This window comes from Mycobacterium sp. 1245852.3 (assembly GCF_001669335.1).
Lineage (GTDB): Bacteria > Actinomycetota > Actinomycetes > Mycobacteriales > Mycobacteriaceae > Mycobacterium > Mycobacterium europaeum_A.
In genome coordinates this window covers 1-19,269 of sequence record NZ_LZLL01000110.1, presented here as the reverse complement: position 1 = coordinate 19,269, position 19,269 = coordinate 1, and the positions used below count along the sequence as shown (strand labels likewise).

General features: G+C 68.0%; 17 protein-coding genes and 1 riboswitch. Of the genes, 3 read left to right on the top strand and 14 right to left on the bottom strand.

Annotated features, from left to right (window positions below; translation table 11 throughout):
* The first annotated feature begins 33 nt into the window (after nucleotides 1-33).
* Both A9W96_RS04895 and A9W96_RS04890 read left to right on the top strand, forming a co-directional pair.
* On the top strand, nucleotides 34-1,008 hold the full coding sequence (locus A9W96_RS04895; RefSeq protein ID WP_067138207.1) for an oxygenase MpaB family protein: 975 nt from the start codon (nucleotides 34-36) through the stop codon (nucleotides 1,006-1,008).
* Nucleotides 1,009-1,076: 68 nt separating this feature from the next.
* Nucleotides 1,077-1,721 (top strand): TetR/AcrR family transcriptional regulator, encoded by a 645-nt coding sequence (locus A9W96_RS04890; protein WP_066872744.1) that lies wholly within the window; start codon nucleotides 1,077-1,079, stop codon nucleotides 1,719-1,721.
* Nucleotides 1,722-1,736: 15 nt separating this feature from the next.
* On the opposite strand, the gene gcvP is transcribed toward A9W96_RS04890, so the two are convergent.
* From gcvP to A9W96_RS04830, 12 genes are all read right to left on the bottom strand, one after another.
* Complete coding sequence (gene gcvP / locus A9W96_RS04885; RefSeq protein WP_066872741.1) at nucleotides 1,737-4,568, bottom strand: aminomethyl-transferring glycine dehydrogenase; 2,832 nt, start codon at nucleotides 4,566-4,568, stop codon at nucleotides 1,737-1,739.
* Between the two features lie 171 nt (nucleotides 4,569-4,739).
* Nucleotides 4,740-4,837: riboswitch (glycine riboswitch) on the bottom strand.
* Between the two features lie 61 nt (nucleotides 4,838-4,898).
* Entirely contained in the window at nucleotides 4,899-5,528 is a 630-nt protein-coding gene (locus A9W96_RS04880) for a MerR family transcriptional regulator (RefSeq protein WP_066872738.1), read from the bottom strand.
* A gap of 273 nt (nucleotides 5,529-5,801) precedes the next feature.
* Nucleotides 5,802-6,296, bottom strand: coding sequence for a bifunctional nuclease family protein (locus A9W96_RS04875; RefSeq protein WP_007771374.1), 495 nt, complete (start codon nucleotides 6,294-6,296; stop codon nucleotides 5,802-5,804).
* Nucleotides 6,297-6,408: 112 nt separating this feature from the next.
* Nucleotides 6,409-7,161: a MerR family transcriptional regulator gene (locus A9W96_RS04870; protein WP_066872735.1), complete on the bottom strand. Its 753-nt coding sequence runs from the start codon at nucleotides 7,159-7,161 to the stop codon at nucleotides 6,409-6,411.
* The gene (gene garA, locus A9W96_RS04865; protein ID WP_369806961.1) at nucleotides 7,161-7,622 is read right to left on the bottom strand and encodes a glycogen accumulation regulator GarA; all 462 of its coding nucleotides are present in this window, start codon (nucleotides 7,620-7,622) and stop codon (nucleotides 7,161-7,163) included. The genes A9W96_RS04870 and garA overlap by 1 nt, the downstream gene beginning before the upstream one ends.
* Before the next feature lie 295 nt (nucleotides 7,623-7,917).
* Complete coding sequence (gcvH, locus tag A9W96_RS04860; RefSeq protein ID WP_066872726.1) at nucleotides 7,918-8,316, bottom strand: glycine cleavage system protein GcvH; 399 nt, start codon at nucleotides 8,314-8,316, stop codon at nucleotides 7,918-7,920.
* Nucleotides 8,317-8,344: 28 nt separating this feature from the next.
* Nucleotides 8,345-9,211 carry a DUF881 domain-containing protein gene (locus tag A9W96_RS04855; protein ID WP_067138205.1) on the bottom strand — a complete coding sequence of 289 codons (867 nt, stop codon included), beginning with the start codon at nucleotides 9,209-9,211 and terminating at the stop codon, nucleotides 8,345-8,347.
* Nucleotides 9,212-9,233: 22 nt separating this feature from the next.
* Nucleotides 9,234-9,566, bottom strand: coding sequence for a small basic family protein (locus A9W96_RS04850; protein ID WP_007170008.1), 333 nt, complete (start codon nucleotides 9,564-9,566; stop codon nucleotides 9,234-9,236).
* A gap of 55 nt (nucleotides 9,567-9,621) precedes the next feature.
* The gene (locus A9W96_RS04845) at nucleotides 9,622-10,548 is read right to left on the bottom strand and encodes a DUF881 domain-containing protein (protein WP_066878230.1); all 927 of its coding nucleotides are present in this window, start codon (nucleotides 10,546-10,548) and stop codon (nucleotides 9,622-9,624) included.
* Nucleotides 10,541-11,170 carry a CDP-alcohol phosphatidyltransferase family protein gene (locus A9W96_RS04840; protein ID WP_067138203.1) on the bottom strand — a complete coding sequence of 210 codons (630 nt, stop codon included), beginning with the start codon at nucleotides 11,168-11,170 and terminating at the stop codon, nucleotides 10,541-10,543. Before A9W96_RS04840 ends, A9W96_RS04845 begins: the two co-directional genes overlap by 8 nt.
* Before the next feature lie 67 nt (nucleotides 11,171-11,237).
* Nucleotides 11,238-13,568: an accessory Sec system translocase SecA2 gene (gene secA2, locus A9W96_RS04835; protein ID WP_066872715.1), complete on the bottom strand. Its 2,331-nt coding sequence runs from the start codon at nucleotides 13,566-13,568 to the stop codon at nucleotides 11,238-11,240.
* Between the two features lie 37 nt (nucleotides 13,569-13,605).
* Entirely contained in the window at nucleotides 13,606-15,249 is a 1,644-nt protein-coding gene (locus tag A9W96_RS04830; RefSeq protein WP_067138201.1) for an acetolactate synthase, read from the bottom strand.
* A gap of 71 nt (nucleotides 15,250-15,320) precedes the next feature.
* Between A9W96_RS04830 and A9W96_RS04825 the strand changes: the two genes are divergently transcribed.
* The gene (locus tag A9W96_RS04825) at nucleotides 15,321-17,240 is read left to right on the top strand and encodes an ABC transporter ATP-binding protein/permease (RefSeq protein ID WP_067138200.1); all 1,920 of its coding nucleotides are present in this window, start codon (nucleotides 15,321-15,323) and stop codon (nucleotides 17,238-17,240) included.
* A gap of 115 nt (nucleotides 17,241-17,355) precedes the next feature.
* Here A9W96_RS04825 and A9W96_RS04820 read toward each other — a convergent pair whose 3' ends face one another.
* Nucleotides 17,356-18,849: an FAD-binding protein gene (locus A9W96_RS04820; protein WP_067138199.1), complete on the bottom strand. Its 1,494-nt coding sequence runs from the start codon at nucleotides 18,847-18,849 to the stop codon at nucleotides 17,356-17,358.
* A 49-nt stretch (nucleotides 18,850-18,898) separates the two neighbouring features.
* The coding region (locus A9W96_RS04815; protein WP_067023231.1) for a VOC family protein at nucleotides 18,899-19,269 on the bottom strand (371 nt) is incomplete at its 5' end.

Genomic DNA, 19,269 nt, shown 5'->3' with positions numbered 1-19,269 from the left:
GTGGTGTGACCGACCAGCTCAAGGAGGACCGGCATGACGACGACGGCGAGTTTTTATGGCAGCGTGCCCGGCGCGGCGTCGAAACCGGACGCGGCGCACCGGGAACTGGCGGACGACGTGCGGTGGTTCGCGGGCTCACCCTTGGCGGCGGCGTTCGGCCGCCTCGCCCTCGACCAGGTGGCGCACCGCGAAATCGCGGCGGCGGTGGACCGCAGCGGACGGTTCGCGGACAACTTCACCGACCGTGGCATCCGCAGTTTCGCGTTCACCGCCCTGGCGACCTTCGGCGACAGTTCGGACGCGCGGACATCGCGGGCCGACCTGAAGCGACTGCATCGAGACGTGCGGGGCGCCGGCAAGGACTCGTTCAGCGACACCCGTTACAGCGCACTGAATCCCGACGTGTGGATCTGGGTGGCGGTGAGCGGCCTGAACCTGTTGTATCAGGCCTATCTGCGGGTGTGCGGTCGCCGGCTCACCGCGGCCGAGAAGGAGGTCGTCTACCAGACGCTGCGGGGCGAACTGCAGTTCCTGGAATTGCCCAGTAAGCAGGCGAAGCTGCCGGCGACCCTGCACGACATGCTCGAGTACTACGACTCCGTCGCCGTGAAAGACCTGGCGGACAACGAATTCCTGCAGTTCGCCAATCGCAGTTTCGTCGCGCCGCCCATCCCGAAGTTGTTGGTAGCCAAACAAGTTCGGCCACTGCTGCGATTGGTGTGGCCGGTGATGACGACGCTGGCGTCGCGGCCGGTGGTCGTGTGTTCCGCCGCGGTCGCCCATCCGACCATGCGCGAGCTGCTGGGCGTGCGGTGGGGTGCGCGCGAGCAATTCGAGTTCGCCGTCTACGTTGCCGCGTTGCAGCTGGGCTGGCGATGGTTGCCGCGACGGCTCGCCCTGGAGCCGTTGGCCTACAACCGCTACCAGTACGAGCGGCTGCGCGACCGGTATCGCTCGGTGCTGCTGGATTCCTTCGCCGCGCCCGACCGGCCTGATTCGGCACACTAGGTCGCGAAGCGCCCGGCGGCGCCCGATAGCGCACAATCGTCGTGACACCCCGATCGGCTGGAGGCCAGATGGTAGACCCCGCGATGCTGCTCGGCTTGGTGCCCGACGGCCTGGCCACCCTCGATCCGACCGCCCGCACCATCGTCACCGCGGCGCGCACCTGCTTTACCGAGCGCGGATTTTCCAACACCACCATGCAGGACATCGCCGACACCGCCGGTGTCGGCGTCGCCACGGTCTACCGCCGGTTTCGGCACAAGCGAAACCTGGTGCGGCTGACCATCATGGACGAGTCGCTACGGCTCAGCACGCTGGTCTCCGAGGTCGCCGGCCGGGCGTCGACACCGCAGGAAGGGATCGCCGAAGTCTTCGCCGCCTTCGTTCACGAAGCCTCGGCGCCCAAGCTGCTGACCCGAAGCATCCGCGAATCACCCGCCGCCGGTGAGCTGACCGCCTACCTGACCGATGAGAACCTGATCGCCATGACCCGCGGCTACATCGCCACGTGGCTTCGCCGTTGGCAGGAGCGCGGCGAGCTGGCGGCCGATCTCGACACCGAGATCGTCGGCGAGATGATCGGGCGGCTGATCATTTCGCTGATCAAGACGCCGCAATCGGCCATCCCGATTTACAACCTGAGCCAGGCCCGCGATTTCGCCCGCCGGTATCTGGTGCCGTTGGTGGTGCCGGCCCCGGCGACGACGCCCGGCTGAGGGCCGGCCGGACCGTCAGGCGAACGCCTCCACCGGCGGGCACGAGCAGACCAGATTGCGGTCGCCGTAGGCGCCGTCGATGCGACGCACCGGCGGCCAGACCTTCGGCCGGAACTCCTTGCCCAGCGGGTAGGCAGCCTGCTCCCGGGTGTACGGGTGGTCCCAGTCGCTGACCACCAGGCACTCGGCCGTGTGGGGTGCACCGCGCAGCGGGTTGTCTTCAGCAGGCCACTCCCCCGCGCCCACCCGGTCGATCTCGGCACGGATGGCGATCATCGCGTCACAGAACGCGTCGACCTCGGTCAGGCTCTCGCTCTCGGTGGGCTCCACCATCAGCGTGCCGGCCACCGGGAAGCTCATGGTCGGTGCGTGAAACCCGTAGTCCGCCAAGCGCTTTGCCACGTCGTCGACGGTGACTCCGGTGGACTTGGTGATGCCCCGCAGGTCCAGGATGCACTCGTGGGCGACCATGCCGTTCTCGCCGGTGTAGAGCACCGGGAAGTACTCGTCGAGTCGCCGGGCGATGTAGTTGGCCGACGTGATCGCGGTCAGCGAGGCCGCGCGCAGCCCCTCGGCGCCCATCATCCTGATGTAGGCCCAGCTGATCGGCAGGATCGAGGCCGACCCGTAGGGCGCCGCGGACACCGGGTGGCCCTGGGGTAGTTCGGGGGCGTACGGATGCCCGGGCAGGAACGGCGCCAGGTGCGCGCGCACCGCCACCGGCCCCACGCCGGGTCCCCCGCCGCCGTGCGGGATGCAGAACGTCTTGTGCAGGTTCAGGTGGCTGACGTCGCCGCCGAACTTGCCCGGCCGGGCCAACCCGACCAGCGCGTTGAGGTTGGCGCCGTCGACGTACACCTGGCCGCCGGCGTCGTGCACCGCGGCGCAGATCTCGGCGATGTCGTGCTCGTAGACGCCGTGCGTGGACGGATAGGTGATCATCAACGTGGACAGCCGGTCGCGGTGCTCGCCGACCTTGGCGCGCAGGTCCTCGAGATCCACGTCGCCGTTGGTGTGGCAGGCCACCACGACGACCCGCATCCCGGCCAGGGCCGCCGAGGCCGCGTTGGTGCCGTGTGCGCTGGACGGGATGAGGCAGATGTCGCGGTGCCGTTCCCCGCGGCTGGCGTGGTAATCGTGAATGGCCAGCAGGCCGGCGTACTCGCCCTGCGACCCGGCGTTGGGCTGCAGCGAGACGGCGTCGTAGCCGGTGATCTGCACCAGCCAGGTCTCCAGCTCGGCGATCAGGCGCCGCAGCCCGGGGGTGTCGGACGCCGGCGCGAACGGATGCTGGCGGGCGAATTCCGGCCAGGTGATGGGCTCCATCTCCGCGGCGGCGTTCAGCTTCATGGTGCACGACCCGAGCGGAATCATGCTGCGGTCCAACGCGATATCCTTGTCGGCCAGCGCGCGCAGGTAGCGCATCATCGCGGTCTCGGTGCGGTACTGGGTGAAGGCGGGGTGGGTGAGGAACTCCGACGTGCGGGTGACGATGCCGGCGTCGGCACCCGCCTGCCCGGTAGGTCGCACCCCGAAGGCGTCGAGCACGGCGGCGACGTGCTCGCCGGTGGTGGCCTCGTCGCAGGCCACCGACACGTGGTCGTCGTCGACCCGCCACAGGTTGATGCCCTTGGCCTTGGCCGCGGCGATCACCTCGGCGGCGCGCCCGGGCACCCTGGCCAGCACGGTGTCGAAGTACTTGTCGTGCACCAGCGCATCGCCGAGCGCGGCGGCGATAGCCCCGGCGTGGCCGTGGACGCGGCGCGCGATCGCCGTCAGCCCCTCGGCGCCGTGGTAGCTGGCGTACATCGCGGCCATCACCGCCAGCAGCACCTGCGCGGTACAGATGTTGCTGGTCGCCTTGTCGCGGCGGATGTGCTGTTCGCGCGTCTGCAGCGCCAGCCGGTAGGCGGGCGAACCGTCGGCGTCCAGCGACACCCCGACCAGCCGGCCCGGCAGCTGACGCGCGTGGTTGGCGTGCACCGCCAGGTAGCCGGCGTGTGGTCCCCCGAATCCCATTGGCACGCCGAATCTTTGGGTGCTGCCGAAGGCGACGTCGGCGCCGATCTCACCGGGCGGCGTGACCAGCGTCATGGCGAGCAGGTCGGCGCCGATGGCGACCAATGCGCCGCGCTCGTGGGCCTGCTCGACCAGGGCCGACCAGTCGGTGACCCGGCCGCTGGCCCCCGGCAGCTGGGCGATGACGCCGAAGAAGTCCCCGTCGGGCAGGCCGTCACGCAGGTCGGCGGTGACGATCTCGATGCCCAGCGGCTTGGCCCGGGTGGCCACGATGGCCGCGGTCTGGGTGAACAGGTCGGCGTCCATCACCAGGCGGTTGGCCTTGCCACGAGCCGCCCGGTGCATCAGCGTCATGGCCTCCGCCGCCGCGGTGCCCTCGTCCAGCATCGAGGCGTTGGCGACCTCGAGGCCGGTGAGGTCGGCGACCATCGTCTGGAAATTCAGCAGCGCCTCGAGCCGGCCCTGGCTGATCTCCGGCTGGTACGGCGTGTAGGCGGTGTACCAGGCCGGGTTCTCCAGGATGTTGCGCAGCAATACCGGCGGGGTGAGCGTGTCGTAGTAGCCCTGCCCGATCATGGACACGGCCACCGTGTTGGCCTCGGCCAGCGACCGCAGCTCGGCCAGCGCCTCGGTCTCGGTGGCCGCCGGCGGCAGTTGGTCCAGACCGGGTGCGACGCCGCCGTCGCCGCGCCGGTCCAGGATGCCGGCCGGCACCGCCTTGGCGGCCAGGTCGTCCAGCGAGTCGACACCGATGACGGCGAGCATGGCCGCGACGGCCTGACTGTCCGGGCCGATGTGCCGAGCTGCGAAGGTGAATTGATCGGACACTGGAACTCCTGTGTGGGCGGGCGAAGACGGATCGGGGCAGAGGACTAACGGCCCTCTCCCTCTGTCTTCACCCATCGCCGGGCGCCTGAGAGATTCGGCGCCCGCTACCGAGCGCCTTTCCCCATCGGCGGGTGCGGACCCACGGGTCCACGCCGCTTTCCAGAGGCATCATGATGTCGCGCGGTCCGGGTGCCTGAGAGGTTGACGGAGAGGTGTTGCTCCTTCGGCGTCCGTGACTGGCAGCCACGAAACTCTCCCGCACGAAAGCGATGCGCTGCCCAGCTTACTCGGCCGCGCGAAGCGCCACGTCGCGCGTGGCGCGGTGCGCCGTCAGCCGATCTTGCGGTCGCGGTGCTTGCGCCGGGACGCCAGCTCGTCCTCGGGCTCGGCGATCGATTCGCCGCCGTCGGCCCGCTCGCCGGGGAAGTCCGCGATGACGCCGGTCAGCTCGCGCATGGCGCCGGACACGGCGATGCCGAAAACGCCCTGCCCGCCCTGCAGCAGGTCGACGACCTCTTCGGCCGAGGTGCACTCGTAAACGGTGGTGCCGTCGGAGAACAGGGTGATGTTGGCCAGGTCCTGGACGCCGCGCTGGCGCAGGTGATCGACGGCGACGCGGATGTTGTGCAACGAGATCCCGGTGTCCAGCAACCGCTTGACGATCTTGAGGACCAGGATGTCCTTGAACGAGTAGAGGCGCTGGCTGCCCGAGCCCGCCGCGCTGCGGATCGACGGGACCACCAGTGAGGTGCGGGCCCAGTAGTCCAGCTGGCGGTAGGTGATGCCGGCGATCTGGCAGGCGCTCGGACCGCGGTATCCGACCAGCTCGTCGGGCACGGAGTCGTCCGGGAACAGGCCGGGCTGCACGGGTGCGCTGGCTACGGTGACACTGCGGTCACTGGGCGCCGGGTTAGCGCTGTCCGCTAGGTTGAGCTGCTCTTGGCGTGGCTGCTCGCTCACGGTGGTTCCTCTCCGCGATCGCGCTCTCGTCGTTGGCTGCGTCTGAAGGCTGCATCGCAGCCACGTTTGCTCAAGCCCGAGTGCTAGTAGAGCTTACGCTCTGTAGATAGCCACCGCGCCTGTAGTCGCGATCAAAGTATGGCCGCCGCGGGGCCAAGTCGGCGAGCTATCCGCCAGCGTGTCGAGATCACGGTGCTGTTTGAGACGCATCCGTGATGTCGCCATCCAGGCTAAACCAGCCGGCACCCCGATCCCAAAGCGCTGGTAACAGGCTTAGGTGGCTTTGAAGTCGTCCGGAGACACGCTGTCGAGAAATTCCTTGAACTTCTCCACCTCGTCCTCGCGGACGGCGGTGCCGCCTTCCTCGTCGCTCTCGTCCGGAATCAGCAGGCCGGCCTGGGCAAGCACGCCTTCCTCGACGTAGATGGGCACGCCGACGCGCAGCGCGATCGCCACCGAGTCCGAGGGGCGGGCCGACACGGTGATGTTGCGGTCGAACACCAGGTCGGCGTAGAAAGTGCCCTCTTGCAGATCGACGATCCGCACCTCTTTCAACGAATGTCCAAGGGCGGCAATGACATCCCTGATCAAATCGTGCGTCAACGGGCGCGGGGGCTCGACGCCTTGCTGTTCCAGGGCGATGGCGGCGGCCTCCGACTGACCGATCCAGATCGGAAGGTAACGGTCGCCGTTGGTTTCGCGCAGTAACAACACCGGCTGGTTCTGCGGCTGCTCTACGCGAATGCCGACAACACGAACTTCACCCATTTGTGTCTGCCCTCCGCATTGTGGCGCCGGTTGGATTGGTTACTCGCCAGGACGGCGAGGTCAAAAATCCGCCCTACTGCCGAAAACCAAGCTGTCGAACGAAGTCTAGTCCTCACCGATCCAGAACGTCGCGAACGGCGGATTTGATCAACGACGTGTGCAACGTGATGGCGAGTGCGGCGACCTCGCGCGCCAAATCGTCGGCGCGGTCGCGGGCGCCGGCTTTGCCGGCTTTGACTACCGGCCCGGCGATTTGGGCGATCAGGTCCGACTGCCGATCGGCGGCCGAGCGGAAAGCCCGCAAGTGCCGTGGTTCGACACCGTAGTCCGACAGCGCCCGGGCGCATTGCAGGATGACCACGGCGTGCTCGTCGAAAAATCCGGCGGGCCCGGTGGTGATGACTCCCGCTTTGAGAAGCGAGGTCAGCAGCTCGTCGTCCACGCCCGCGCGCGCCAGCAGCTCTTCGCGGCTCAGCCGGACGTGGGTGGGGGCCACCGCCGAAGTGTCCGAGCGCGGATCCGAGCCGGCGCCGTCCCCGGTGCCCGCCACCGACACCAGTCGCGGGACCGAATATGACGATTTGACGGGCGGCAGCTCGCCGTCGGGCTGGGCGTCCAGTTGCGCCCTGATGACCTTCAGCGGCAGATAGTGATCACGCTGCGCAGTAAGGATGAACCGCAACCGCGCGCAGTCATATGCGGTGAACCTTCGATACCCCGACGCGGCCCGCTGCGGCGTCACCAGCCCCTCGGCCTCCAGGAAGCGGATTTTGGAGATGGTGACATCGGGGAAGTCCGGCCTCAGCAACTCCAAGACCGCCCCGATCGACATCCCGGCCAGTGCCGAGCTATCGGGTGCGCTCACTAGCCTGAAGATCCTCCATCCTCACCCTGCTTGGGTCCGGTGAGAAACACCAAGCGGAACTTGCCGATCTGCACTTCGTCGCCGTTGGCAAGCACCGCCGAGTCCACGGGCTCACGGTTGACGTAAGTGCCGTTGAGACTACCAACGTCGACCACGCTGAATTCGTTGTTTTCCAACCTGAATTCGGCGTGCCGGCGGCTGACGGTCACGTCGTCGAGAAAAATGTCGCTGTCGGGATGCCGCCCGGCGGACGTGGTGGCCTGATCCAGCAGGAATCGCGAACCGGCATTCGGTCCCCGCTTGACGACCAGCAACGCCGAGCCCGCCGGGAGCCCTTCGACCCCGGATACCGCGCTCTCGGTTCCCGCCTGCGCGGGCGCGTCCAATTCGTTGAGGAAGTCCGCACGGAAGACCGAAGTCGTCTCTACCGTGACTTCGTCCGAATTCTGGTCGTTGTCCATGTCCGTCACGCGCTGCTCCTCACTGGCTGCTGTGGCGTTGTCTGTCCGGGCCGCTCGGCCGGCTTGTGCACCAGGTTTCTTTGCCCGGTATGCCGATTACTGCCGTTTCGTACTGTCAAAGTGTCTGTCACGTGTCTTTCAGCGATCTTCGAAGGTCTTCAAAGGTCGATGTGTCGACGGTACCGCGCACCGGCCTGCAATGCGCCCACCACCTGACGAACCGAAACTCCGATTCCCCCGTACCCTGGCCCCGCCGCTCGCCGGCGGTGCGGGGCTGCAGGGACATTAGCAATCCTCATTCGGTGAGCGTTCCGCGGTAGGCCTCAGCGTCGAGCAGCGAAGAAATTGTCGACTCCAATTCGCCGACCTCGGATACCTGAACGTCCAGCAACCACCCGGCGCCGTACGGGTCGGAGTTCACCAATTGCGGACTGCCATCCAGATCGGCGTTGACCGCCGAGACTTTGCCCGAGACGGGCGCATACAAGTCCGACACCGATTTCGTGGATTCGACCTCACCGAAGGATTCGCCCGCGGTCAACTCGGTGCCCACGTCGGGCAGCTGAACGAAAACCACATCACCCAACGCCGATTGCGCAAAATCGGTGATGCCCACTCGCACGGTGTCATCCCCACTTCGACGAACCCATTCGTGTTCGGCGGTGTAACGCAGATCGGGCGGGATATCGCTCACGAGTGATCCTGTTCTGTTCGGGTGATGCTCACTTGACCGGCTGAGCGTATTGGTGCGGTTTTGGTTGCCGCAAGGTGGTCACGTCCACCCGGTCGGCCTGCTGGACCGACATTCGCCCCCCGACGCGCTTGACGGTGTCCTGCGCGCCGCCGGGAATGTTCATGGCCGCGGCCAGAGTGGGCGGATCGCCAATCGCCAGAATCGAATACGGCGGTGCCAGCGTTTTCGAGTCGATGGTCAGCGACCCGGGCGTCCCCACCACCCAGGTGTCGACACCCACTCGCACCGACTGGTGTGCGTCGTTGACCTCGATCGCCTCGGCGCCGGCGGCGCGCAACTCGTTGATCACGTCGAGCATCGCCTCCGGCGAAACCCCGGGCCCGGGGTCCTCGATCGTGACGGTGACGCCGGGCCCGGTGGCACCGACCGCCCCCACCAGAATGGACAGCGCCGCCAGCCTGGACTGCGCGGACTGGATGGCGGCCTGGTCGTTGTTTCCCGACGCCTGCAACGAATTCAGCGTGTTCTGTAGCTCGTTCACCTCGGTGTTGAGCGTGCCTTCGCGTTGCCGCAACGAATCCAGCAGCACCAACAGGTCCGCCGGCCGCGCCGTCTCCAGCGCGTCACCCGACTCCGTCTGGCGGGCCTGAGTGACGATCGCGAGGCCCAGCAGCAGGCACAGCATCGCGGCCAGCGTCCCGAACGCCATCCGGGAGCGGCCGCCGCGCACCATCCCCGATAACCCGGTGCGGTGCACCGCACCGATTTCCGGACGGGGGCTTTTCGCGGCCAATTCGTGGCGGCCGCGCGGCGAACCCTGTTCCTGGGTCGCACCGTCACCACCGTGGCCGGCGGCCCGCTGGCCGCCGGCGCGATCTTGCGGATCCTGGCTCACGTCAACCTCAACCTCAAGTGCGTCACGCCCCGAACAGCCTGCGGCGCAGCGCGGCCGCATTGCCGAAGATGCGGATACCCAGCACGACGATGATGGCCGTGGACAGCTGGGTGCCCACCCCCAATTGGTCACCGACATAGACGATCAGGGCGGCCACGAACACGTTGAACACGAACGAAATCACGAAGACCTTCGGGTCGAAGATCCGTTCCAGGTATGCGCGCAACCCGCCGAACACGGCGTCCAGCGCCGCGACCACCGCGATCGGCAGATAGGGCTGGACGACTTCTGGCACCGCGGGGTGAAAGACGAGGCCCAGCACGATGCCGATCGCCAGCGCTGCGATACCGATCATGCGTGGTTTCCCGTCCGCGTCTCGCACAGGGGAATGCGTCTGTTCAGGACTTCTCTCACCGTGGCCCAATCTGCTTGGCGAACTTGACATCCCGGATCGATCCGGCTGGCAGCGAAAGACCGTCGGCGGCGTCCACCGTAACCACGACACCGTAGGAAATCTGCAACAGTCGCAGTCGCTGCAGGCCGGGGCTGCTGTCGAAGACGTCGCGCATCGCCCGCGGCGCACCGATGGCCAGGACCGTGTACGGGCTGCTGGTCGGGTTGTTGTCGACCAGGATCGCGCCGCCGGCCTGCCGGATGGTCACGTTCGGCCCGATCCGCACTCCGCCGACGGAGATCGCCTCGGCGCCGCTGGCCCACAACGAGTTGACCAGCAATTGCAGATCGCGGTCCAGGATGATCTGCCGGCTGCCGCTGACCCGCTGCTTGGACACGTCGGAAAGGTTCGGGCTGGCGCCGGGATCGGTGACGGTCACCTTCAGGCCGGGCCCGATGATCGCCGTGCTGGCCGCGGCCAGGCTCAGCGCGTCCAGGCGTTTCAGCAGCCGCTGCCCCTCGGCGTCGTCGGCCAGGGCGTGGCGCTGAACGTCGTCGACGCGCGTCGCCAGCTCGCCGCGGCGCTGGCTCAGCTTGGCCGCAGCGCCTTCGGCCGACCGCACATTGCCCAACAGCAGCTGCTGGGCGGTGCGCACCCCCGGAGCCACCGAGCGGGCCTGCGCGACCGCGGCGGCGAACACCGTCGCGATCAGCAGCGCCGCCAGCGCCTGCCAGAGCCAGCCGACCACCCGCCGGCGCCCACCGGATGGCGCGTCGGCGGCACCGCGCTTGGCCGCCGCCGCCGCGTAACCGGGATCGAGGTGCTCGGAGAGCAGGGCGCGCAGCAGCGAGGGCACCGGGATCTGTTTCGGTCGCGACGCCACATGCGCGCTGTGCCCGGCATTGGGGTCATAGCCGCCGAGCAGGGGATCCCTATCAGCCATGGTCAGCCACCTTCGACGCGGCCGACGGGCGAGAACCGCGATCGACCTTGGGCATGCGTCGCAGCACGAGAGTCATCTGCACCGCATACTGCACGAACGCCCACAGGTAGGCATACATGCCCCAGATCAAAAAGGCCCATCCGCAGGCCCCGATCACGTGGCTCCACAGCGCATCCCAGGTGCCCAGCAGCACCAGCGGGAAGCCGGACATCAGGGCGAACGTCGCGGCCTTGCCGATGTAGGTCACCGGCAGCGCCGACAGGCCTCGACTCCACAGCAGCGGCAGCGTGGCGGCCAACAGGCCGTCGCGCGCGAGCAGCACGATGACCAACCACCAGGGCACAATCCCGCTGAACGCCAACACGATGGGCACGGCCACCATGTAGAGGCGGTCGACCGCCGGGTCGAGCAGGACCCCGAGCCGGGAGGACTGATCCAGCAGCCGGGCGATCTTGCCGTCCGCCCAGTCCGAGGCGCCGCTGAACATCAGAATCCCGACGGCCCACCCGTTGGCGTGGGCGACCAGCAGCGCATAGACGAACACCGGGATCAGCGCCAGGCGGACAGCGCTGAGCGCGTTGGGCACCGTCAGCACCCGGTTGGGCGGAAGCACCGGCTCCATGAGCCGTGACCTTAACGCGACTGGGCGCCGAACGCCCGGCTGCGCCGCGCTTGCGATCGCCACGAGCTCAGCGGAACACCCCGGGCAGGCTCAGAGTGGACAGCGTGTCATCCGACAGCGGGTTGTCGTTGACCATGTAGGTCCACGTCGACGTCGGCCGCGCCAGCTTGGACAGGTCCAGCCCGGGCTCCTCGTCGAGGACGTTGGCGGTTTCGAACGTCTGCTGGGCCGCCTCGATGGCGTCGGCGGCCAGTGACGCGAAGGCGTCGACCGCCAACCGGTGAAACTCGTCCAGCGGGTTCTGCCGGCCCAGCGCCCGCAGATGGATGCTTTCGCGGATGTCGGCCAGATACGCCAGGTGGTCGGCCCAGCCGCGGTCGAGGTGATACAGCATGATCTGCCGGCAGATCGTCTCCAGGCGCTCCTCGGTGATCCCCTCGGTCTCGGCCAGCTCCTGATAGCGCTTGGGGGCCAGCTCGGCCAGCTCCTCGCGCGCGGTTGGGTTGCGCAGCAACGTGTTTCGCCGGTCTACGATGATGGCGCGCTGCTGGGCGATCAACTGGTTGTAGCGCCAGGTGTTCGCGTGCACGTCCAGCATGCGGCCCTCGGCCACGCGCTGGGCGTGGTCGAGCAAGCCCGCCGCCTTCGGGCTGACGATCCGGCCGTCCTCGTCGGTGTCCATCGGCAGCTTGTTGTGGTCGAGGTTGGCCGCCACCACGTCGTCTTCCCAACTCGAGAAGAAGACGGACGACCCCGGGTCGCCCTGCCGCCCGGCGCGCCCGCGCAGCTGGTTGTCCAGCCGCTGGGTGTGGTGTCGCCCGGTTCCGACGACGTGCAGCCCGCCGAGCTCGGCGACCCGGTCGTGGTCGGCTTCGTCGGAGCCGCCGAGGCGGATGTCGGTGCCGCGCCCGGCCATCTGGGTGGAGACGGTGACGACGCCGAACTTGCCGGCCTCGGCGATCACCTGAGCTTCCTCGGCGTCGTTTTTCGCGTTCAGCACCACCGCGGGCACCCCGCGGCGCAGCAACCGCTCGTGCAGGTCCTCGGATTCGGCGACGTCGCGGGTGCCCACCAGCACGGGCTGCCCGGTCTCGTTCACCTCGGCGATGTGGGCGACGATCGCGTCGTTCTTGGCGGCGGCGGTGATGTACACGCGGTCGGATTCGTCTTCGCGAATGTTGGGCTCGTTGGGCGGAATTGGTGACACACCGAGCTTGTAGAACTGGCGCAGCTGCTCACCGGCGGCCAGCGCGGTGCCGGTCATGCCGCACACCGTCGCGTAACGGTTGATCAGCGCCTGCACCGTGATGGTGTCGAGCACCTCGCCGGTTTCGGTGGTCTCGATGCCCTCCTTGGCCTCCACCGCGGCCTGCAGGCCGTCGGGCCAGCGTTGCAGTTGCGCGATGCGCCCCCGCGCGGCGTTGATCAGGTGCACCGCGTCGTCGCGGACGATGTAGTGCACGTCGCGCTGCAACAGCACGTGGGCGTGCAGCGCGACGTTGATCTCCGTCAGGGTGGTGACGACGTGCTCCTCGGAGTACAGATCGATGCCGCCGAGCGCCTTTTCCACCTTGCGGGCGCCGACCTCGGTCAGGTGGACGTTGCGGCTGTCGGCGTCGGTGTCGTAGTCGGTGCCGGCCTCGAGCTGGCCGGCCAGCTTGATGATCTCCAGCCGCGGTGTCTCCCGGTGGGTCGTGCCGGCCAGCACCAGCGGCACCAGCGCCTCGTCGACCAGCACCGAGTCGGCCTCATCGATCAGGGCCACGTCGGGGTTGGGTGAGACCAGGTCGGCGACGTCGGTCACCAGCTGATCGCGCAGCACGTCGAAGCCGATCTCGTTGACCGAGGCGTAGGTGACGTCGCAGCCGTAGGCGGCCCGGCGTTCCTCGCTGGTCGACTCGGCGGTGATCCAGCCGACGGTCAGGCCCATGGCCTCGATGACCGGGCCCATCCATTCCGCGTCCCGGCGGGCCAGGTAGTCGTTGATCGTCACCACGTGCACGTGCCGACCGGCCAGCGCGTAGCCCGCGGCCGCGATCGCCCCGGCCAGGGTCTTGCCCTCACCGGTGGCCATCTCGATGACGTCGCCGGCCAGCATGCGCAGCGCCCCGAGCAGCTGCACATCGAATGGGCGCAGGGTCGTCGATCGTTCGGCCGCCTCCCGGGCGATGGCCAGGAACTGCGGGATGTCCTCGGAATCGGCGAGGTCGTCGAGGTTGAGCAGCCCGGCCGCCTTGCGCAGCTGCTCGTCGCTGAGCCCGGCCGCCTCGCCGTCGTACTCCGACGAGTCCTTGACCTGGGTGAGCGAGCGGCTGCGGTCCTTTTCGGTGCTGGCGCCGAGCAGCTTCCAAAAGCGGCTGCTCAGCCGGCCGGGTTGAGCGCGGGTCGTCTTAGGCACAGGTCAACGGTACGCGGTGACCCACCGCGCGGATTCATCACGCGAGGTTGGACCGGCGTGGATATGCGACGTCGGGGTCGGTGAGCACATTGACGACGGCCGGCAGGCCGCTGGCGAAGGCCCGTTCCAGCGCGGGCCGCAGCTCGCCGGGCGCGGCGACCAGTTCGCCGTGCCCGCCCAGGGCGCGGGCCACCTCGTCGTAGCGGGTGCCGGGACGCAGTTCGGCGACCACCGAGTAGCCGTACAGCGCTTCCATGGGGTGCTTCTCCAGCGCCCAGATTCCGTTGTTGCCGATCACGGAGACGACCGGCACGTGGTGCCGAACCAGGGTGTCCCATTCCATGCCGCTGAACCCGAACGCGCCGTCGCCCTGCAGCAGCACCACCTGGCGGTCCGGGTGGGCCAGCTTGGCGGCCAACGCGTAGCCGGGGCCCGACCCCAGACAGCCGAACGGTCCGCTGTCCAGCCAGCAGCCCGGCTGGTAGCTGTCGATCACCCGCCCGGCGTAGGACCCGAAATCGCCGGCGTCGATGACGACCACGGCGTCGCGGTCCAGCATCGGCGCGAGCTCGGCGTAGACCCGCATCGGGTGCAGCGGTATGCGGTCGTCGGCGAGTTCGGCCTTCTCCTTGTCGCGCGCCGCGGTCTCGGCGGTTCGCAGTTCGTCGATCCAGCCGCGGTGGTCGCTCCCGGTGGCCGGGGCCAGCGCGGCGAGGATCGTCAACAGGTCGCCGTACAGCTCGGCCGCCACCGGCCGGGGATGGCGGCGGTCGGGTTCGACCCGGTCGACCACGATGAGCTCGGTGTCTGGCCCGAAGACCGCGCCGAAGCCGAGCCGGAAATCCATCGGCACCCCGACGATCAGCGCAACGTCGGCCTCCCCCAAGGCTTTCCCGCGGACCCTGGAGAACGCCAACGGATGATCGGCGGGAACCGCGCCGCGGGCCATGCCGTTCATCAGCACCGGGATGTGCAGTTCCTCGGCCAGGCGCAGCAGGGCCGCCTCGCCGCGCCCCCACCACACATTGGTGCCCGCCATGATCACCGGCCGCTGCGCCGCGGAGAGCAGGGCCGCGGCCCGACTCAGGGCCGCACCGTCGGGCGCGGGACCGGGTGGCAGGTCGACGAGCGCGCCGGGCCGGGCGTCATCGTCGGACACGGAGAACACGTGGTCCATCGGGAAGTCGACGAAGCCGACGCCCGAGGGCGCTGTAACCGCGGCGCGCAGCGCGTCGTCGACCAGCCGGCCGACGTCGCCCGCAGACTGCGCGGTGGCGGCGAAGCGGGCGAGCGGCGCCACGAACGGTACGTGGTCGATCTCCTGCAGCGACCCCATGCCCCAGCGCTGCGCCGGCGCCCGGCCGCCCAGCACCACCAGCGGCGACTGGTTCTGCTTCGCGGCGGCCATCGCGCTCATCCCGTTGGTGATGCCCGGCCCCGCGGTCAGCGCGGCCACGCCCGGCGACCGCGTCACCTTCGACCAGCCCTCGGCGGCGAAGGTCGCGGTCTGCTCGTGGCGGGTGTCGATCAGGCGGATTCCTTCTTCGCGGCACCCGTCGTAGATGGAGAACAGGTGGCCGCCGGACAGCGTGAAGACGGTGTCGACACCGCTGGCTTTGAGGCGGCGCGCGATGAGTCGGCCGGCATGTACGGTCTGGCTGGATGGAGCGTCGATGCTCATCTGCGCAGCCTATTCGAGAACCGCTCGGGTAATTTGCGGGGAAGTGCCGACCGCAGAAGGAGACGCCGAAATTGGACTCGAAGCTGTTCAAACCGTCCATCGATTGGTCGTCGGCATTTCAGGATTCCCTGCGGTGGCTCGCCATCGCATGGGTTATCGGTGCCGTCAGCCTGCTGGCCGCGCTGGTCGCCGCCAGGTATCTGACCCCGTGGGGCCGCCAATTCTGGCGGATCACGCGCGGTTACTTCGTCGGGCCGACCAGCGTCAGGGCCTGGCTGGGGCTCGGTGTGCTGCTGCTGCTGGTGCTCTTCTCGGTCCGGCTCAACGTGCTGTTCAGCTATCAGAGCAACGACATGTACACGGCGTTGCAGGTGGCACTGAAAGGGCTCGCCACGGGGAACAATGAGGTCAAACAGTCCGGGATCCACAACTTTTGGGTGTCGCTCGGAATTTTCATCCTGCTGGCGGCCATCTTCATCGCCCGGGTGATCCTCGACATCTACTTGACGCAGCGATTCATCATCGCCTGGCGCATGTGGTTGACGGGCCATCTCACCGACGACTGGCTCGCGGGCCGGGCCTATTACCGGGATCTGTTCATCGACAACACTATTGACAACCCCGACCAGCGCATCCAACAGGATGTCGACATCTTTACCGCCGGGGTGGGCGGCACCCCGAACATCCCGTCCAACGGGACGACCAACACCCTGCTGTTTGGTGCCGTCAACGCGGTGGCATCGGTGATTTCGTTCGCCGCGATCCTGTGGAATTTGTCCGGAGACTTCGATCTTTTCGGTGTGACCGTGCCGCGTGCGATGTTCTGGACCGTTCTGATCTATGTCTTGATCGCGACGGTGGTCGCGATTTGGCTTGGACGCCCGCTGATTTGGCTGAGCTTCAACAACGAGAAACTCAACGCCGCGTTCCGTTACGCCCTGGTGCGGTTGCGCGACGCCGCGGAGGCGGTGGGCTTCTACCGCGGCGAGCGCGTCGAGCGGGCGCAGCTGTGGGGGCGCTTCACGCCGGTCATCGACAACTACCGCAGGTTTGTCCGCCGGACCATCATCTTCAACGGATGGAACTGGTCGGCGACGCAGACCATCATTCCGCTGCCGTTGGCAATTCAGGCGCCGCGCCTGTTCGCCGGGGAGATCGCCTTCGGCGATGTCACCCAGACCGCGCAGGCTTTCGGCAACATCAACGACTCACTGTCGTTCTTCCGCAACAACTATGACGCGTTCGCGGCCTTCCGGGCGGCGATCATCCGGTTGCACGGCCTCGTCGACGCCAACAGCAAGGGCCGCGCGCTGCCCACCATTTTGGTCAAGCCCAGCGAGGATTCCGCAGTGGAGCTGCGCGGCATCGAGGTGCGCACGCCGGAGGGCGATCAGCTGGTCGACTCGCTGGACATCCAGCTCGATTCGGGCGACAGCCTGGTGATCACCGGCCGGTCCGGGGCCGGCAAGACCACGCTGCTGCGCAGCCTCGCCGAACTGTGGCCGTACGCCTCGGGGACCCTGTGCCGCCCGGACGGCGACAACGCGACGATGTTCCTGTCCCAGCTGCCGTATGTGCCGCTGGGCAGTTTGCGCACCGTGGTGTGCTACCCGAACTCGCCGGACAACGTGCCCGACGAACAGCTACGCGACGTGCTCACCAAGGTGGCCCTGGCGCCGCTGATCAACCGGCTCGACGAAGAGAACGACTGGGCCAAGGTGCTCTCGCCTGGCGAACAGCAGCGGGTCGCCTTCGCGCGCATCCTGCTGACCCAGCCGAAGGCGGTCTTCCTCGACGAGGCCACCTCCGCGCTGGACGAGGGCCTGGAATTCGCGCTGTACCAGCTGGTGCGGACCGAGCTGCCCGAGTGCGTCATGGTCAGCGTGAGCCACCGGCCCACCGTCGAACAACACCACTCCCAGCAGCTGCACCTGCTCGGCGGCGGCCCATGGCAATTGGGACCCGTCGAGAAGGAACCCGCGCCGGTCTGACGCCTACGCTCCCCCGGCGCGTTGCGCCGCGTGCGCTCCGGCGCTGGGTCGTGGCGCGCCTACGCTCCCCCGGCGCGTTGCGCCGCGTGCGCTCCGGCGCTGGGTCGTGGCGCGCCTACGCTCCCCCGGCGCGTTGCGCCGCGTGCGCTCCGGCGCGGCGGCCGAAGAACGACCCTTCACCCAGCTGCGTTCCGCTCGCGTAGCCCTTGCCGTCCTGGGCGAGGTTGGACGCGCACGCCCCGGCGGCATACAAGCCGGGCACGACGGAGCCGTCTTCCCGCTGCACCTCGCCGTCGACGGTCACCGCGAGGCCGCCGATGGTGAATCCCGAGTACATCGCCCGCCCGAGCGACAGATCGAATACCGCCCACGGACCATTGTCTTGCGGCGCAAGGAATTCCGGCTGCTTGTGGAAATCGGGATCCTCGCCCGCGGCGGCATTCTTGTTGTAGCGGTCCAGCGTGGCCGCAAGATTGCCGGCCGGAATGCCAAGCGCGGCTTCCATTTCCGCGATCGTCTCGTACCCGTCGAGGAAGCGGATCAGCGGCATGGCGGGCATCTCGGTGTGCGCCTCGTCCACGATCAGGTACGCCGTCTGGTCCGGCTGCTCCAACACGAAGGCCGACGTCCGCGAGTGGTAAGAGTCCTCGGCGACGAAACGCTGGCCGTCTTTGTTGACGATCACGCCGGTCAGCAACACCTCGGGCGGGTAGGCCGCCGCGGTGATGAACAACTCGTCCATGTTCTTGGTGGCGCCGCCGGCCGAGACGCCCATCCGGATGCCGAGTCCGTCGTCGTTGGGATTGCCCAGGATGTAGGGCGCCACGACGCCGTGGTGTTTGGTGCGTCGCTCCTGACCCAGTGCGGGCGTGTGCTCGGCGACCATCTCCGGGTTCATCGCGAATCCACCGGCCGCGATGATCACGGACTTGGCTTTGATGGCGCCGGTTTCGGTGAAGTGTTTCCAGGCCACGCCGACGACCGCGCCGTCGCCGTCGGTGACCAGGTTGGTCACCCCCGTCTCGTAGCGGATCTGCACGCCCAGGGCGTCGGCCCGCTTGAGCAGCAGGTCGACAACCATGCTTGCGCCGCCCAATTCGCCGGGCACCGGCACCGAGTGCCCGCGCGGTGCCGGTTTGGCCCGCTCGCAGAAGGGCCAGACCTTCTCGTTGCCGGTGTAGCTCAGCCCCTCGGTGCCCGGCGGCACGACGACCTTGCCCGGGTAATAGCTGCGCTCGAACTGAAAACCCAGGTCTTCCAGCCAGTTGAAATGCTCGACGCTGCCCTCGCAGTAGGCGCGGATCTTGTCGAGTTCGGGTTCCCGCGACACCTCGACCAGATACTTGTACATCTCCTCGACGGAATCGTCTTGACCGGTCGCCTGTTGCACCGCCGTCCCGCCACCGAGGTAAAAGTGGCCCCCGGCAAGCGAAGTGGTGCCGCCCGCCGCGGCCGCGCGTTCGAGCACCCGCACCCGCGCGCCGGCGGCGGCCGCACTGACCGCGGCGCAGCCGCCGGCAATGCCGAACCCGATCACCAGGACGTCGACGTCATCCGACCACGCGGTCACGTCGTTCGCGCTGACTGTCGCCGGTATCTCCGTGCTCATGGGCGCCACTCCTCCTCATCGCTGCGTCGCGCACCGTCGCCGGCGCGGCTCACCGCTGCTCCTGTTTGATGTAGTCGTAAAAGGCCCGCATTTCGGGCGAAACGTACGCAAGCTCCACATACGGCACGCCCGCCTGCGGCGCGGACAGGTAGACGAAGTGGATGCCGCCGGGCATCACGCCTCGCTGCACAACCGCGGCGCCCCGCTCGCCGGCCTCGCTCACCGCCACTTCCAGTTGCTCGGGGCTTTCGACCTCCATGCAGATGTGGTGCAAACCCGGCCCGCGCTCGGACAGGAAGTCACTATAGATGTTCTGGCCGCGGACCGGCTGGATCAGTTCTAACTGCATGTCGCCGAGGTAGCTCAGCGAGATGCTGGCAAAGAAGTCGGCGGCCTCGCCGCGGTAGCTGCACGCCTCCG